This window comes from Acidimicrobiales bacterium (genome assembly GCA_036273495.1).
GTDB lineage: Bacteria > Actinomycetota > Acidimicrobiia > Acidimicrobiales > JAJPHE01 > DASSEU01.
Window position 1 is genome coordinate 1 of record DASUHN010000102.1, and the last position, 15,099, is coordinate 15,099.

At 72.7% G+C, this 15,099-nt stretch carries 16 protein-coding genes and 1 tRNA gene; 7 read left to right on the forward strand and 10 right to left on the reverse strand.

Features of this window, described 5'->3' with window-relative positions; genetic code table 11:
• The coding region (locus VFW24_04160) for a carboxymuconolactone decarboxylase family protein (GenBank protein ID HEX5265943.1) at positions 1-358 on the forward strand (358 nt) is incomplete at its 5' end.
• 1 nt (position 359) lies between these two features.
• On the opposite strand, the gene VFW24_04165 is transcribed toward VFW24_04160, so the two are convergent.
• Both VFW24_04165 and VFW24_04170 read right to left on the reverse strand, forming a co-directional pair.
• Positions 360-433: transfer RNA gene (locus VFW24_04165), tRNA-Ala, on the reverse strand.
• A 75-nt stretch (positions 434-508) separates the two neighbouring features.
• Positions 509-2,422 carry an exo-alpha-sialidase gene (locus VFW24_04170; protein HEX5265944.1) on the reverse strand — a complete coding sequence of 638 codons (1,914 nt, stop codon included), beginning with the start codon at positions 2,420-2,422 and terminating at the stop codon, positions 509-511.
• A gap of 219 nt (positions 2,423-2,641) precedes the next feature.
• Between VFW24_04170 and VFW24_04175 the strand changes: the two genes are divergently transcribed.
• From VFW24_04175 to VFW24_04190, 4 genes are all read left to right on the forward strand, one after another.
• Positions 2,642-3,091 (forward strand): Holliday junction resolvase-like protein, encoded by a 450-nt coding sequence (locus VFW24_04175; GenBank protein ID HEX5265945.1) that lies wholly within the window; start codon positions 2,642-2,644, stop codon positions 3,089-3,091.
• On the forward strand, positions 3,084-3,521 hold the full coding sequence (locus tag VFW24_04180; GenBank protein HEX5265946.1) for a Holliday junction resolvase-like protein: 438 nt from the start codon (positions 3,084-3,086) through the stop codon (positions 3,519-3,521). The genes VFW24_04175 and VFW24_04180 overlap by 8 nt, the downstream gene beginning before the upstream one ends.
• A 21-nt stretch (positions 3,522-3,542) precedes the next feature.
• Complete coding sequence (locus VFW24_04185; protein HEX5265947.1) at positions 3,543-4,313, forward strand: SDR family oxidoreductase; 771 nt, start codon at positions 3,543-3,545, stop codon at positions 4,311-4,313.
• Between the two features lie 94 nt (positions 4,314-4,407).
• On the forward strand, positions 4,408-4,962 hold the full coding sequence (locus tag VFW24_04190; protein ID HEX5265948.1) for a hypothetical protein: 555 nt from the start codon (positions 4,408-4,410) through the stop codon (positions 4,960-4,962).
• Positions 4,963-5,291: 329 nt separating this feature from the next.
• Here the strand turns inward: VFW24_04190 and VFW24_04195 are convergent, their stop codons facing one another.
• The 7 genes from VFW24_04195 to VFW24_04225 form a co-directional block, all read right to left on the reverse strand.
• Positions 5,292-5,990, reverse strand: a complete 699-nt coding sequence (locus tag VFW24_04195; GenBank protein ID HEX5265949.1) for an ABC transporter ATP-binding protein — start codon at positions 5,988-5,990, stop codon at positions 5,292-5,294.
• Positions 5,987-6,793, reverse strand: a complete 807-nt coding sequence (locus VFW24_04200; protein HEX5265950.1) for an ABC transporter ATP-binding protein — start codon at positions 6,791-6,793, stop codon at positions 5,987-5,989. The genes VFW24_04195 and VFW24_04200 overlap by 4 nt, the downstream gene beginning before the upstream one ends.
• Positions 6,793-7,935, reverse strand: a complete 1,143-nt coding sequence (locus VFW24_04205; protein HEX5265951.1) for a branched-chain amino acid ABC transporter permease — start codon at positions 7,933-7,935, stop codon at positions 6,793-6,795. Before VFW24_04205 ends, VFW24_04200 begins: the two co-directional genes overlap by 1 nt.
• Complete coding sequence (locus VFW24_04210; protein ID HEX5265952.1) at positions 7,932-8,879, reverse strand: branched-chain amino acid ABC transporter permease; 948 nt, start codon at positions 8,877-8,879, stop codon at positions 7,932-7,934. The genes VFW24_04205 and VFW24_04210 overlap by 4 nt, the downstream gene beginning before the upstream one ends.
• Positions 8,880-8,886: 7 nt before the next feature.
• Positions 8,887-10,380, reverse strand: a complete 1,494-nt coding sequence (locus tag VFW24_04215) for an ABC transporter substrate-binding protein (GenBank protein HEX5265953.1) — start codon at positions 10,378-10,380, stop codon at positions 8,887-8,889.
• An 11-nt stretch (positions 10,381-10,391) separates the two neighbouring features.
• A complete protein-coding gene (locus VFW24_04220) occupies positions 10,392-10,526 on the reverse strand; it encodes a hypothetical protein (protein HEX5265954.1) in 135 nt (44 codons plus the stop codon).
• 82 nt (positions 10,527-10,608) lie between these two features.
• Complete coding sequence (locus VFW24_04225; GenBank protein HEX5265955.1) at positions 10,609-12,789, reverse strand: cell wall-binding repeat-containing protein; 2,181 nt, start codon at positions 12,787-12,789, stop codon at positions 10,609-10,611.
• Between the two features lie 301 nt (positions 12,790-13,090).
• On the opposite strand from VFW24_04225, the gene VFW24_04230 reads away from it, so the two are divergent.
• Both VFW24_04230 and VFW24_04235 read left to right on the forward strand, forming a co-directional pair.
• Positions 13,091-14,233 carry an amidase gene (locus VFW24_04230; GenBank protein ID HEX5265956.1) on the forward strand — a complete coding sequence of 381 codons (1,143 nt, stop codon included), beginning with the start codon at positions 13,091-13,093 and terminating at the stop codon, positions 14,231-14,233.
• Between the two features lie 10 nt (positions 14,234-14,243).
• Positions 14,244-14,675 carry a Crp/Fnr family transcriptional regulator gene (locus tag VFW24_04235; protein HEX5265957.1) on the forward strand — a complete coding sequence of 144 codons (432 nt, stop codon included), beginning with the start codon at positions 14,244-14,246 and terminating at the stop codon, positions 14,673-14,675.
• A 3-nt stretch (positions 14,676-14,678) separates the two neighbouring features.
• Here the strand turns inward: VFW24_04235 and VFW24_04240 are convergent.
• Positions 14,679-15,099 (reverse strand): citrate/2-methylcitrate synthase (locus VFW24_04240; protein ID HEX5265958.1); only part of this gene is annotated, 421 nt, incomplete at its 5' end.

Here is a 15,099-nt window from a genome sequence, read left to right on the forward strand (position 1 = left end):
GTGGGTGACCGGGTCGGAATACGAGTGGACCCAGCACTGGCGCATCGCCCTCGGCCTGGGCCTCACCGAGTCGGACCTCGCCGGCGTGCGCGAGTGGCGGGACCACCCCGACTTCGGTCCGGCCGAGCGGGCGGTCCTGGCCGCGGTGGACGAGACGCTTGCCGACGGGAGGATCGGCGACGACACCTGGGACGCCTGTCTCGGGCATGTGAGCTCCGACCCCAGAGTGCTGCTGGAGGTGATCTCCGTCGTCGGCGTCTGGGGGATGGTGGCGGCCCAGCTGCGCACCATCGGCGTGCCCCTCGAGGAGGGAGTGGCGCCGTGGCCGCCCGACGGGGACGGTCCCCGGCTCCGGTGAGTGGAGACGATGGGACTCGAACCCACGACCCCCTGCTTGCAAAGCAGGTGCTCTAGCCAGCTGAGCTACGTCCCCGGATGGCCGGTCAGATGCCGGAACCCGGGGAAAGGCTACCCCCGGTGACGTCCCCCACCGGGCCCGCCCACGGGCCTAGTCGGGTCCGTCGGCGGGCTGGTCCCAGAGGTGGCCGGTCCGCAGCTTGACGGTCAGGCCGGCGCCGGCTGACTGCTCCTGCCCGCCCGGCGCCGTGCCGGTGACCGTCAGGGTGAAACTTCCCGTCCCGCCGTCGGGCGAGGTGTGGACCGTCAGGTTCGACGAATTGCGGGTGGGATTCGGGTTCCAGGTGACGATGGCGCCGGTGGGCAGGCCCGTCACCGCCAGGCTGACCGGCTGGTTAAACCCGTTGATGGGGTGGATCGTGACCTTGTAGGTGGTCTTCTGGCCCTGGTTGATCGTCCGCGAGGACGGTGACACCGACTGCGTGTATCCGGGGGTGTTGGCGACCTGGACGACGAGGGTGGCCGGGACGGAGTGGGTCAGGGCGCCGTCCTGGCCGGTGATGGTGAACGGGTACGACTGGGCCGCCAGGTCACTCGCCGTCGTCACCGTCAGGGTCGAGCCGGAGGACGTCGAGCCCGGGGTGAACGTGGCCTGGGCGCCGGTCGGCAGCCCGGACGCCGACAGCGCCACCGAATCGCCGAATCCGCCGCTCGGGGTCACCGTCACCCCGTAGGTAGCGGGGTGGCCGGCGGTCACCGTAGCGCTGGAGGGACTGACGCCGAGCGAGAAGTCGGGGGACGAGGCGGGAGGCACGGTCCCGCCGAAGGCGTCCATCGCCTCGTTCAGTGTGCTCCCGTTCGGCGGAGCGGCAACGGCGAAGACCCCGTAGGGAACGCCCGGAGCCGGCCCGACGAACGACGTGGACTGGTAGTCGCCGACCATGGAGCCCTGGTTGGTGGAGGCGAGGGACCCGAGAGTCATGGGCCCGGCGACCACCGTGGGGGCGCTCCAGTCCTGGCCGGCGTCCGGCGAGGCGGTGTAGCCGACCTCGAGCTGGCAGGTCGACGCCGTGCAGGACGCCGAGGGATAGAAGTAGTAGGTGAGGGCCAGGCGGGCCGTGGCCCCAGAGGTCGCCGGATCCACACCCAGGCCGGGGATGAAGTCGTCCTCGGCGCCGGAGACGGCGCTGATCGGGACCCGGGTGACGGCGCTCCAGTGAACGCCGTCGGCCGAACGGGTCATGACTATGTCGTTGGCGGCGCAGCCCGGCCGGAAGCGGCAGTCCTGCCACGCCACGTAGACGTTCCCGGCCCCGTCGACGCCGGCGGAGGGCAGGGGGCTGGTCCGCAGCGCCCCAGCCACGTCGTGCGAAGTGATGCTGGTGATGGTGGCGACGGGCCCCCAGCTCGCACCACCGTCGGTGGACTCGAAGGCGCCGAGGGCGCTCTCGGACGCGTTGTCGAGCGGGACCACCACGGTGCCGTTGGGCTGGACCACCGGCTGGCCGCCGATCCCGGTGATGCCGCCCGAGACCGTCGTGGCCGCCCCCCAGGTCGAACCCCCGTCGCTCGAGGTGCTCATGTAGATCCGGTTGCCCTGGGCGTTGTTGTCCCACTGCACGTAGCAGTTGCCGTAGTCGGGGCTGGTGACGGAGTCGTCGCAGGTGATCCATTCCTTGTCAGGTCCGGACTGCGCCGTCACCGCGACGGGCGGGGACCAGCTGATCCCGTCGGGTCCGGCGCTGACGAGCACCCCTGCGCCCCCGGTGCCCTTGAGGGCCAGCGACGCGACCAGCCATCTCCCGTGGCGGGCGTCGTGGGCCACCGACGGGTCGCTCACCCGGTCGAAGCCTCCGCCGGCGTACACCGTGGTACCCGGGAGGGAGCCACGCGTCCACGAAGACCCGCCATCGGTCGAGGTGGCCCACGCGATGTCCGAGGAGCCTCCGCCGAAGAACCGGCCGGACTGGAAGGCGGCCACGATCGTCGATCCGTAAGCGAAGGTGTCGGGCTCGACCTCGGTGCCGTGCTCCGAGGAGGTGTTGGTGAAGACGTCGGTGCTCACCTGAATAACCCCGGACGCGGCGGTAGCGGTCCCACCGGGAAGGACCAGGGGAGCAGCGGCCGGGCCGACCAGGAGCGCGCCGGCCAGAGCGGTTCGTCGCATGCGGGACATCGGCCCCCACGGTGCCGCCCGGGCCGGGCGCTCAGCTATAGCCCGAACGGGTCATTGTGGCCAAGCAGGGCCGGGCGGCGTCACAGGCCGTCGGTACCTTCCGGGCCCATGACCGCGACCGCAGTTCTCGTGGGCGTCGTGACCGGCGTCGTCCTCGGCTGGCTGCTGCTCCGCCGGCGCGTCGACCGCTGGGCCCGTCGCCAGCTGGAGCGGTGGCAGGCCGCCACGAGCGACGCCATCAGACAGGACAGCCTGCTGCGGAGCCGGGCCGTCCTCCACGGGCGGGCGTCGGAGCAGCTGGCGCCGGTCACGACCCTGTTTCCTTTCGACCCCGCCGACGCCCGCTTCATCGGCACCCCCGTCGACTTCGTGGTCTTCGACGGCTACCGGGAGGTGACGGCCGGGAGACGGGACACCCTGCGCCGGATCGTGCTGGTCGACGTCAAGACCGGCGCCTCGTCGCTGACCACCGTGCAGCGCCGGGTCCGGGACTGCGTGGCCAAGGGGCGGTACTCCTGGCACCAGGTCGGGGCCGGGACCGGAGCGCGCCGTGGCTGATCTCCTGATCGCGGCTCTGTTCGGAGTGGTGGCGGGGATCGTGCTCACCGCCGTGCTGCTGCACCGATCGGCCGCGGCTCGGGCCCGGGACCGCTTCGAAGCGTGGCGGGCCGACGAACGGGCCGGCATCCGGCACCGCACGCTCGCCGCGGCCCGGGGCGGGATCAAAGCCGAGGTGGCCGAGGGGTTCGCCGGCGTGGTCGACGCCTTCCCGTTCGAGGCGTCCGACGCCCGGTTCGTCGGTGACCCGGTCGCCTTCGTGGTCTTCGACGGACACACCGAGGTGAAAGACCGGGCCTCGCCCTCATTGCGGGGGGTCTCGTTCGTGACCATGGCCGCCCCGGACGGCGACGGTGACGACCCCGGCCTCCTCGTCGCCGAGTGCGTGGCGGGAGCCCGGGTGGAGTGGCTGACTCTCCGCCTGCCCTGAGCCCCGGCGTAGGTTCCGGGCATGACCGCAGTGGACCCGATGGGGCAGTTCCGGCTGGACGGCCAGGTGGCCGTGGTGACCGGGGCCAGCTCCGGGATCGGCGTGCGCATCGCCCGCGTCCTCGACGCCCTGGGGGCGGCGGTGGTCGTGTCGGCCCGCCGCAAGGACCGGATCGAGGCCCTGGCCGCCGAGCTGACCCGGGCCGAGGCGGTGGCGTGCGACGTGAGCGAGCCCGGCGCCTCCGAGGCCCTGGTCGAGCGGGCGGTGGAGGTGTTCGGGCGGGTCGACATCGCCGTGGCCAACGCCGGCGTGGGCCGGCCCGCCCCCGCCATCAGGGAGGGTGCGGACCAGTTCGGAGAGGTCGTGAACGTCGACCTGGTGGCCCCCTTCGAGCTGGCCCGGGCCGCCGCCCTCCAGATCAGGGAGGCGGGCAACGGAGGGGTGATCCTGAACGTGGCCTCGGCCGCCGCCTTCATGTCCACCCCGTTCCTGCCCCAGGCCAGCTACGTGGCGGCCAAGTCGGGGCTGGTCGGCCTGACGCGCGAGCTGGCCCTGCAGTGGGCCCGCTACGGGATCCGGGTGAACGCCCTCTGTCCGGGCATGTTCCCCACGGAGATGACGGCCGAGCTGTTCGAGTCCGATGACCTGCGGACCCGTTACGAAGCCATCGTCCCCATGCAGCGGCTGGGCCGGATGGAGGAGCTCGACGGGGCGGTGGCCTTCCTCGTCAGCCCGGCCAGCAGCTACATGACCGGCCAGACCCTGGTCGTCGACGGGGGCGGCAAGATCTGACCCGAATTTTGGGGCGTGGCTACGATCCGCGGCGCCAGCATCACGACGAACCGGCAGCGACGTCAGCCGAGCCGGCCACGGAACCGGAGGGGCCATGATCGCCACCCACACCACGGCCGAGGCCGGCCCCGCCAGCGGGCGGGAGGAGGGGAGGGGGCCAGAGGGCCGCTTCGCCCGGTTGTCGGACGTCTCGATCGGCCCGTTCGGGGGCACGGTGGCCGTGGTGCTGGTGGCGGCCGGCCTGCTGGTGATCGGCATCGGGTGGAACGGGGCCGCCGGAAGCGGCTCCTACGTCAACGGGGTCCCCGACATCCGGGCCCAGATCCCCTGGCTGATCTCAGGCGGGTGTCTCGGGGTGGCGCTGGTCGTGATCGGCGCGGCCCTGATGGTCACCCAGTCGCACCGGACCGACCGGGCCCGGCTCGAGGCCCGGCTCGAGGAGCTGAGCGACGCCGTGCGCGCCATGGCCGCCGGGGGCGGGGGGGCCCGGGCCGCGGCGGCGCCGGGGATGGTGGTGGCGGGAGCGTCCTCCTACCACCGGCCCGACTGCCGCCTGGTCGAGGGACGCGACGACGCCGAGTATCTGACGCCGGCCGAGGCCCAGGAGCGGGGGCTCGCGCCGTGCCGGATCTGCAAGCCCGACTCATAGAGCCGGGTCGACGCCGCCCCGGCGGGCGGATCTGGCCTCCGGGAGGGGGACCACCCGCGAAATGGAATTCCCGTGTCGTATGTGAAATTCCTCATATGCCGCGCCAATTGGGACGGTAGGTGGCCGGAGAAGCACCAGCAGCACCCGAACCGGCGACGGGTCAGCGCCGCGGGTGTTGCTGCGACCACGACACGTCGAGAAAATCGTGCCGTATATGAAAGTTCATATACGGCAGCACATCTCATGTTTCGGGGGGTGGGGACGGAGAGGTGATCCGGCCTCGGGGTGTCCCCGGTGAGGCGGGAGGACCCGGGCCGGACTGCGACCGCTCAGCCCAGGTAGACCTCGCGCAGGTTGCCCGACCGCTCCAGGTCGGCGCCCCGCCCGTCGTAGTTGATCGAACCCTTCTCCATGATCAGGGCCTGGTCGGCGTAGGGGAGGACCCCGATGTTCTGCTCGACCAGGATCACGGTGACGCCGTCGTCGTTGATCTGGTGCACGATCGAGAAGACCGTCTGCGCCAGCAGGGGTGACAGGCCGAGCGACGCCTCGTCGACCAGCAGGAGGCGGGGCTGGGCCATGAGGGCCCGGCCGATCGCCAGCATCTGCTGCTCGCCGCCGGAGAGGGTGCCGGCCAGCTGACCGGCCCGCTCCTCCAGGCGCGGGAAGTAGCCGAAGACCTTCTCCATCACCTGGCGGGTTCCCGACCGGCGGGTCCAGGCCCCGAGCTCGAGGTTCTTGCGGACGCTGAGGGCGGGGAAGACCCTGCGTCCCTCGGGGGAAAGGGCCACGCCGAGCTGCACGATCTCCGAGGGCTCGAGCCCCCCGATCTCCTTCCCGGCGAAGCGGATCGATCCGCTCCAAGGCGCCAGCAGCCCGGCGATCGTGTTGACGGTCGTGGTCTTCCCCGCCCCGTTGAGGCCGAACACGACGGCGGTGCTGCCCTCCTCGATGGAGAACGACACCCCGTGGAGGACGGGGAGGTTCCCGTAGCCGGTACGGAGGTCGGAGACCTCGAGCAGGCTCACGAGACGGCCGCCTCGCCCTCGGTGGCCGCCGCCTCCAGGGCGCCCTCGGCCTCCCCGCCCAGATAGGCCGCCACCACGTCGGGGTGGTTCTTGATGTGCTCGGGGGAGCCCTCCGCCAGCAGCCGCCCGAAGTTCAGGACGTACACGTAGTCACAGAGGCTGGTGACGAGGGGGACGTGGTGCTCGATGAGGAGCATGGTGAGGCCGAACTCGCGGCGGAGGAAGGCCAGGCGCTCCCCCAGCTGGTGGGCCTCCTCCGGGCCCATGCCCGATGACGGCTCGTCGAGGAGAAGGATCTCGGGGTCGGTGGCCAGGGCGCAGCCGAGCTCGAGGAGCTTGAGGACGCCGTAGGGGAGGCCCGAGATCACGGTGTCGCGCACCTCGGTCAGCCCGAGCAGGTCGAGGATGGCGTCGGCCCGCGCCGTTAACACGCGCTCCTCGGACAGCGACGTGCCCGTACCGAGGATCCCCGACAGGACCGAGTAGCCCGCCTTCAGGTGCTGGGCGGTGCGCAGGTTCTCGCGGGCGGTGGCGGTCTTGACCATGCCGACGTTCTGGAAGGTGCGCCCGAACCCGAGGGCGGCCCGGCGGTGGGCCGGCAGGAGGGTCACGTCCCGGCCCTTGAAGACCACATGCCCGCGGTTGGGCCGGTACACGCCGGTGATGCAGTTGAAGGCGGTCGTCTTACCGGCGCCGTTGGGGCCGATGAGCCCGACGATCTCCCACTCGCCGATGCTCATGGTGAGCCCGTCCAGGGCCTGCAGGCCCCCGAAGCGGATCGCCAGATCCCGGATCTCGAGCATCAGGGCCCCACCGCCCCGGGCGCCGACGCGCCCGCCGCGCCCGAGTCCCCCGACGCCCCCGGGGCCCCGCCCCCGGACGGCGCCCGGAACGGTCCCCCCGTCATCCACCGCACCACCGGGGCCAGCTGCTGGGCCAGCCCGCCCGGGTTGAACGCCAGCGTGAGCAGGAGGAGCAGGGCGCCGAGAAGGTCGGGCCCGAACTGGAGGATGTTGGCGCCGGTCTGGGTCGGGAACAGGTCGGCGAACGACTTGAACGGGCCGAAGCTGGCGATGAAGTCGTGCAGGACCGCGAACAGGATCGATCCCGCCACCACCCCCGCCCGTGACCCGGCCCCCCCGACCACGGTCATGAGCACGAACACCAGCGCCAGGCGGAAGTCGAAGTCGCTGCCGACGAACTGCTGGGTCGCGAACGAGAAGAGGGCGCCGGCCACCCCGGCCACCATCCCGGAGAGGGTGAACGCCAGCAGCTTGTAGCCCACCACGTTCACGCCCATGGCGGCGGCCACCCGCTCGTCCTCCTTGATGGCCTTGAAGGCCCGGCCCCCCTTGGAGCGGGTGAGACGGGAGTCGAGGTAGCACACGGCCACGACCACAAGCAGGCAGACGTAGTAGTAGCGGTTCTCGGGCAGCAGCGACGCCGGCCGGTTGGCGGCCTCGCCGGCGCCGCCGCCGGTGAACGTCGACAGCTCGAACAGCGACTGCTCCAGGGTCAGGCCGAACACGAGGGTGATCAGGGCCAGGTACAGGCCGCTGATCCGGAGAGCGACGAAGCCGACCAGCGCCGCCGACATCCCGCCGGTCAGCGCCCCGACCGCCAGCGCCACCGGGAACGGCAGGCCGTGGGCCGTGCTCACGTAGGCGGCGAAGAGCGCCCCCGTCCCCACCAGCCCCTGGTGCCCGAGGGAGAGCTGACCCGTGTACCCGAGGATGATGTTCAGCGACAGCCCGGCCAGGGCGTAGACGGCGGCGGTGGTGCCGTGGCGGGCCACGTTGGGACCGGCCAGCCCCACGGCGATCGCCGCTCCGGCCAGCCCCAGCCACGCCAGGGCGCGCCACCCGTTGGCCGCCGCCGTGTCCCGGTCCACCAGGCCGGGACGGAGCAGGCCGCCGGGCGCCGACGCCAGCGAGCCGGTGGTCACGTCTCCCGCCCCAGGAGACCGGTGGGCCGGAACAGCAGCACGAGCAGCAGGGTCCCGAAGATCACGAGGGCGTCCCCGCCGGGGACCGATGCGGGCATGTAGCGGCCCCCGAACGAGTCGATCAGCCCGAGGGCAATGGAGCCGACGAAGGCACCGGGCAGGCTGGTCATGCCCCCGAGCACGGCGCCAATGAACGCGAAGACCAGCGGACCGACCCCCGTCAGGATCCCGCTGACCAGCCCGGGCTGGTAGGGGCCGCCGGGAACGTCGATGAGTCCGGCCGCCGCCCCGAGCAGCCCGGCCAGCGACCACGTCAGCATCGAGATCCGGTTGACGTTGATCCCCACGGTGTTGGCCGCCACCGGGTCCTGCGACACGGCCAGGATGCCGAGTCCGTACCGGGTGCGGAAGAACACCACCGCCAGGACGGCCACCGCCAGCAGCACCAGCACCCGGGTGATCTGGGTCCAGCCGAACACGTAGGCGTCGGGCGAGGTCACCGACCCGAACAGGGCGAAGCGGCTGTGACCCCCGAGGGCCGGGAAGACGTGGGAGAGGTCGGTGCCGGTGAACAGCGCCTGCATGCTGGCGAAGAACAGGGCCACGCCCGCCGTGGCCACGAGCAGGGTGGCCCGGGGCGCCCGGAAGAGGGGCCTGATCACCAGCCGCTCGGTGAGCAGGCCGCAACCCGTCCCCGCCACCAGCCCCAGCACCATCGCCACCGCGAGGGGGAGCTTCGGGAACGGGCCCAGGCCGTCGACGGCCGACACGGCGATCAGCGCCGCCATCGACCCGAACTCCCCCTGGGCGAAGTTGAAGATGCCGTTGGCCTTGTAGATCAGCACGATCCCGATGGCCAGCAGCCCCCAGAGGCAGCCGTTGACCAGCCCGTTGGCGATCGGGACGCCGATCGATCCTCCGACCGACGCCACCACGGCGTGCATCAGCCGGTCACGAGCTCAAAGGAGCGCTGCCCACCGTGACGTACTGGGTCTTCGAGCAGTCCAGCTTCTCGATCCACGCCCCGGTGCCCCCGAAGTGGCCGCCCTTGAAGTTGATGGTCGGGAGGACGTCGAGCTGGGGCCCGAAGGGGGCGGTGAACTTCGGCATGGCGCCGATGAAGTTGTCCCGGGTGAGCTTGTCGATGCTGCCCAGCGAGTTGAGCATGTAGTACTCGGCCTCGTTGGTGGCGTAGACCAGCATCTCCAGGTCCCGCTCGGCGGGAGCGGCGTCGGGAGCCGGGTTGCTCTCGTTGGTGAACCCGGGGGGCTGGCGGTCCAGCCCGAAGAACGGGGAGAGAAACCCGGCGCTGATCGTCGGCTGCTCTCCACACACCGGGGCGGCCACCAGGTCCTCCCCGTTGGTGATTCCGGGGCCCACCCACGCCGGGGTGTAGAGCTGCTGCGAGGCGGAACGGACCAGGTCGATCCAGAAGTTGGGGTCGATGTCGAGGAAGACGGTCGTGGCCCCGAACTGCTTGGCCCTGCTGATGGCGGTGTCGGCGTCGGACTGCTGGAACACCTTGGGGGAGCGGATCACCGTGAACGAGACGTGGTGCTGGGACAGCACCTGGGACATGGCGGAGGTGACGTCGTCGAAGTTCGGGGTCTGCTCGGTGAGCACCGCCCACTTGCCCTTGGCCGGGTTGGCGAACAGCTGGTTGGCCATGGTCCAGACCTCGGGGGCCTGGGCCGCATAGGTCTGGCTGATGGCGAAGTAGTTCGACAGGTTGTTGAGCCCGTTGGTCGTGACCCCGGCCGACAGATAGGGGGTGTGGCTCGAGGCCAGCACCGGGTCGGTGGCGCACGCCTGGATCTGGTCGGTACCGGCTCCGCCGAGGATCAGGAAGTCCTTCCGGGACAGCTGCTCACATGCCGACCGGGCCACCGACGGGTTGTACTGGTCGTCGAGGAAGTCCACGACCACCTGGCGGCCGAACAGCTTGTGGTTCTCCCAGAACAGCTTGGAGCCGGTGGCGAAGGCCTGTAGCGGCACGGGCGCCGCCCCCGTCTGGGGGGCGTGGAGCCCGAGGCGGATGGTCGTGGCGGAGATCCCGACCCGCTGATAGGGGGCGTTCGGGTTCCCGGGCGCCGGGGCGGCCGTGCCCCCCGTGCTCCCGGGCGCTCCCGCCGTGGTGCCCCCGCCCGTCGACCCACTCCCTGTACCGGTCCCGAGCGAGCCGCCCCCGCCGGCCGGGGCCCCGCCCGTTTCCCCCAGGGCGCCGCCCGAGCCCGGAGCAAGGCCGGTCGACCCCGCCGGCCCGGCACCGGTCGTCCCGGGGCCGGTGGCGCCCCCGGCCCCGGTCGTCCCACCCGCGCTCCCGGCCCCGCCGGCCGCCACGACGCCTCCGCCCTTCTTGATGGCGTTGACCGCGCCGGGCGTCAGCCCGCACGCCGCCGCTCCCACGGCCACCAGGACGGCGACCGCGGCCGGAGCCGCTCCCAACCTTCTGTCTCTCATCGCATCCCCGTCCTCAGCTTCCGGGCCACGCCCCGGTCGGTCGGGCCGGAGCGCACGGTGGGATCCCCGAGGATCAGGCTCACGATCAGCAGAACCACCAGCAGGACGACCGCGGCGACCACGAAGCCCATCAGGGGGCGAATTCTTACCCCGACCTGCTCCCCGGGGCGATCGCGGGAGTCAGCGCGGGGTCAACCGGGGGCCAACCCGGGGTCAGCCGAGGGAGCGGAGGAGGGCGCCGAGCGCCGTCGGGGCCAGGGCGTCGGTGCCTCCGAACGCCTCGAGGGTGCGCACCCCGGGCCGCACCGCGGCCAGGTACCGGGCCATCGGATCGGGCACCGGGCCCGAAGGGGGCACGAGGAGGAGGGGGCCGCTGGTCCCGAGGGCGGGCCCGGCAGCCAGGGCGTCGGGGAAGTTGGTGCCGGTGGCGGCCCCGATGACCGACGGGGTGACGAAGAAGCGCCCGGCCACCGCCGCCGAGGTGGTGTACCGGTCGGGCCCGGCCAGGGCCTGGGCGGTGGGGTCGGCGTGGACGGCGGGCGCCCCGACGGCGAAGCGCACGTCCCCCGGGTGGGCAGCGAGGTAGGACGCGGTCTCGGACGACTGGCCCGGTCCGGAGGTGAGCAGCACGGCCGCGCCCTGGCTGATGGCGGCCGGTCCGGCCGTGAGGCCGTCGGGGAAGTCGGTGCCCGACGCCTCGAAAACGGTGTGGGGATTGCCGAGCTGGGTGGCCACCGCCACCGCGGTGGCGTAGCGGGTGTTCCCCTCGATGCGCACGACCTTGTAGCCGTGCGAGATGAGGGCCGTGTCGATGGAGGGCGAGACGGCCGCCGTGCCGCCGAGCACGTAGATGACCTCGCCGGCCGGCACCGCCCGCTGGATCTCCGCCAGGGCCGTGGGGTCGAGGGCCAGCGGTCCGGTCAGGAGCAGGGGCCCGTGCTTGGACGCCGCCAGGGGGGCGCCGGCCAGGGCGTCGGCGTAGGCGTCGGAGCGGGCCAGGACGGCGGCGTGGGCCGACCCGCCGGCCGGGAAGGCCACCCGCGAGGCCGCGACCGCGGTGCCGTCGCGGTCGGCGCCGGCCACGCGCACCGACACGCCCGGGAAGATGGGCGCGGGCGGAACGGTGGTCGAGGTCGTCGACGTGGACGTGGAGGTCGACGAGGTGGTCGACGTGGAGGTGGAGGTCGACCCCGTTCCCCCGGCGTCGCCGGCGAGGGCGAAGAAGTCCGACTTCAGCCCGAACCTGGCGGCGAAGGTCCCACCGGTGATCGTCACCGCGCCCGAGCTGCCGGACAGCCGCACCTGGGTGACGCGACCACCCCAGGCGGCGGCGGCCGGGCCCGTTCGCCCTGTGACCGAGGCGGATGAGAAGGTGCCGATGCTCGGGTAGGCGCTCTGGACGGCGGAGGGGGACACGCTCGCCGTCCAGTTGTGGTTGGGGTTGCACGCGCTGGTGACGCAGACGTTGTCGCCGGCGTCCTCGACGGCGGGGAACGTCCCTCCCGACGTCCACCCTCCGCTCGACGACGAGAACTCGGTGGACACCACTGCGCCGGCGCCGGTCACGCGCACCTGGCCGGCGGTGTCGGACACGGCGGCGTTGCCGAGCGACGCCTCGCCGGCGACGCCCCGGTAAACCTGGCACGACGTGGTGTCGCAGATGTCGGCGTAGCCGTACGACCCCGTCCCGCCGTTGGCGTGCTCGTCGGCCACGGCGTAGGAGCGGGCCGCCACCGCCTGGGCCTCGAGGGCCTGGAACCCCTGGGCCTGGCCCTGGGGGCCCGCCGGGCCGACCGCGCCCCAGTACGCCGGGGACTCCGACGTCACCACCCCGCGCAGGTACGACTCGAGCGGAACGACGTTGACCGTGCGGGCCACCCCGCCGACCTCCGCGGCCGCGATGGCGCCGCGCAGGTAGAGGTTCCCCGACGTGGTGCAGAGCTGCAGGAGCTGCGAACGGGGCGCAGCGGGATCAGACGTCACCGCGCCGACCGTCGCGGTGGGCGAGGTCCCGCCGTCGGTGCCCGTGCCCGCCGCGGTCCAGGGCCCGGCGCAGCTCGGCCCGGTCGAGACCTGCCAGACGCCCGGACCCGAGAGGTGCATGAGAACGGCCTGGCCCCCGCCGAGGGAGTGACCGGCCGCCGAGAACGCCGACTGCGAGGTCACGATGATGTCGTTGCCGTCGTTCTCCACCATGCGGACGCGGATCGAGCTGTTGGCGACCGATCCCATCGTCGTGCCGCCGTAGAAGTGGGAGAGGATCGACGAGTAGCTCTGCCCCGAGAGGGCGTAGCCGAGGGCGCCCCACTGCCCGAGGCCGCGGCCATGGCCCCAGCCGTGGCCCGACACGGAGATGCTGGGCGGGGTCGTGGACGCCGCGGCCGGCGCCGGCACGCCTGCGGCCGCCAGCGCGACCGATGCGCCGCTGGCCGCGGCCAGCGTGCCCGCGATGAACGCGAGCGCGCGCCGTCCTGAATTCGACTTCTCTCGCCCCACAGCATCAGGAGATCGTCAATCGGCGAAAAAACCTTGAACCGGGCCGGTCCGCTCAGGCGTCTCCCAGGGGCCGGTCGAGGGCCACCTCACGCATGGTGGTCACGGCGAAGACGGCCAGCTGGTCGTCCTGGAGGAACCGGGTCGTGACGAAGTTGGTCCCGGCTCTTCACCGGCGGACGGCTTGGCATTCTCTTCGGACATGGCCACCTTCATAACCGCCCTGGAACCGGGGCCCGGTCCCGGGCCGCTGCTGGCGGTGAAGGACCTCATCGACGTGGCGGGGGTCCCGACGACGGCCGGCAGCCGGGTCGTGGCCGACTCGGCGCCTCCCGCGCCGACCGACGCCGCCTGCCTGGCCGGGGCCCGGGCCGACGGGGCCCGCCTGGTGGGCAAGGCCAACCTCTACGAGCTCGCCTTCGGCGCCTCCGGGGTCAACGAGTGGTTCGGGACCCCGGTCAATCCCCTCGACCCCCGGCTGGTGCCGGGCGGGTCCTCCAGCGGCTCGGCGGTGGCGGTGGCCGACGGCGCCGCCGACCTGGCCTACGGGTCCGACACCGGCGGGTCGATACGCGTCCCGTCGGCGTTCTGCGGGACGGTGGGTCTCAAGACCACGTTCGGCCGGGTGTCCCTCGCCGGGGTGTGGCCGCTGGCGGGCAGCCTCGACACCGTCGGCCCCATGGCCCGGGACGTGGCCGGGGTGGCGGCAGGGATGAGCCTCCTCGAGCCCGGGTTCACGCCGGGCCGGTCGGCTGCCCCACTGCTCGCCCGCCTCCGGCCCGCCGGCCCGGCCGAGCTGGTGGGCGTCGACCCCGTCATCGACGCCGCCGTCGACCGCGCCGTGGCCGCGGCGGGGATCGAGACGGTGGAGCTCGGGGTCGACGAGTGGGTGGCCGCCTACGAGGCGACGTCGGTCATCCTCGACTCCGAGGCGGCCGCCGCCAACGCGTCGCTGCTGGCCGACCCGGCCCGGCGGGCCCGCCTCGGCGCCACGGTGAGGAACCGGCTGGAGGAGGGAGCGGCCCTCGGAGCCGGCCGGGTGGCCGAGGCCCGCCGCTTCCGGAGCCGGTGGAGCGAGGTGCTGGCGACCCTGTTCGAGCAGGCCCCGGTGCTGGTTCTGCCGACGGTGCGCTTCTTCCCGCCTCCCCTCGCGGAGTCCGAGAGCCGGCGCTACACGACCTTCACCAACCCCCTCAATCTGGCCGGGGTGCCGGCGGTGTCACTGCCCGTGCCGACGACCGGTCCGCTGCCGGCCGGCCTGCAGCTGGTCGCTCCCGCAGGCGGTGAGGAGCTGCTGCTGGCCACCGCCGCAGTTATCGAAGCGGGAAACCAGGCTCCTCGTTAACCTCACATCCGTGCCTCAGGACGCGGCGCGCGCCGCTCTCTTGGCTGAGCTGGCCAAGTTCGACTTCTTCTCCGGGCTGTCCGCGGACGACCTCGGCCGGGTGGCCGACGCCGTAGCCGAGCAGCGCACCTTCGATCCCGGACAGGTGCTGGTCGACCAGGGCGAGGTGGCCATGGACTGCCTCCTGGTCGTGGAGGGCCTGGCCCAGGTGCGGCGCGGCAACGACCCGCCCGTCAACATGATCGGGCCCGGGGAGCCGGTCGGGGAGATGGGCGCCGCCGGCTACTCCTACCGTTCGGCGCGGGTCGTCGCCGAGACCTCGGTGAGGGCGTTCGTGATCCCGGCCCGCCGGTTCCGCGAGCTGCTCGACGAGCTGCCCGGGGCGCGGGCCGCCCTCGACGCCAAGATGAGCGCCCGCCTCCAGCAGCTCCGCGGCGACTAACAGCTAGACCGGCAGGGCCTGGGGCGGGGGCGGCCCCACGTAGCGGGCGCTGGGACGGATGATGCGGTTGTCGGAGGCCTGCTCGAGCACGTGGGCACACCAGCCGACGGTGCGGCTGGCGGCGAAGGTCGGGGTGAACAGCTCCCGGGGCAGCCCGCACTGCTCCATCACCACGCCGGCGTAGAACTCGACGTTGGTGTGCAGCTCCCGGCCCGGCTTGAGCTCGGCCAGCACCCGCATCACCGTCTCCTCCACCTGCTCGGCGAAGCTCACCCGCGGCCCGCCGAGCTCCCTCGCGATCCGGCGCAGCAGGGCCGACCGGGGATCGTAGGTGCGGTAGACGGGGTGACCGAAGCCCATGATCCGGTCCCCACCCGCCACCGCGTCGCGCACCCACGCATCGGTGCGGTCCGGAGTGCCGATG

What these genes read in the sequence shown, in the direction of transcription:
- VFW24_04210 (HEX5265952.1), bottom strand. Translation starts at nt 8,879, where the DNA reads ATGCACGCCGTGGTGGCGTCGGTCGGAGGATCGATCGGCGTCCCGATC.
- VFW24_04185 (HEX5265947.1), top strand. Translation starts at nt 3,543, where the DNA reads ATGACCGCAGTGGACCCGATGGGGCAGTTCCGGCTGGACGGCCAGGTG.
- VFW24_04220 (HEX5265954.1), bottom strand. Translation starts at nt 10,526, where the DNA reads ATGGGCTTCGTGGTCGCCGCGGTCGTCCTGCTGGTGGTTCTGCTGATC.
- VFW24_04175 (HEX5265945.1), top strand. Translation starts at nt 2,642, where the DNA reads ATGACCGCGACCGCAGTTCTCGTGGGCGTCGTGACCGGCGTCGTCCTC.
- VFW24_04200 (HEX5265950.1), bottom strand. Translation starts at nt 6,793, where the DNA reads ATGCTCGAGATCCGGGATCTGGCGATCCGCTTCGGGGGCCTGCAGGCC.
- VFW24_04230 (HEX5265956.1), top strand. Translation starts at nt 13,091, where the DNA reads ATGGCCACCTTCATAACCGCCCTGGAACCGGGGCCCGGTCCCGGGCCG.
- VFW24_04190 (HEX5265948.1), top strand. Translation starts at nt 4,408, where the DNA reads ATGATCGCCACCCACACCACGGCCGAGGCCGGCCCCGCCAGCGGGCGG.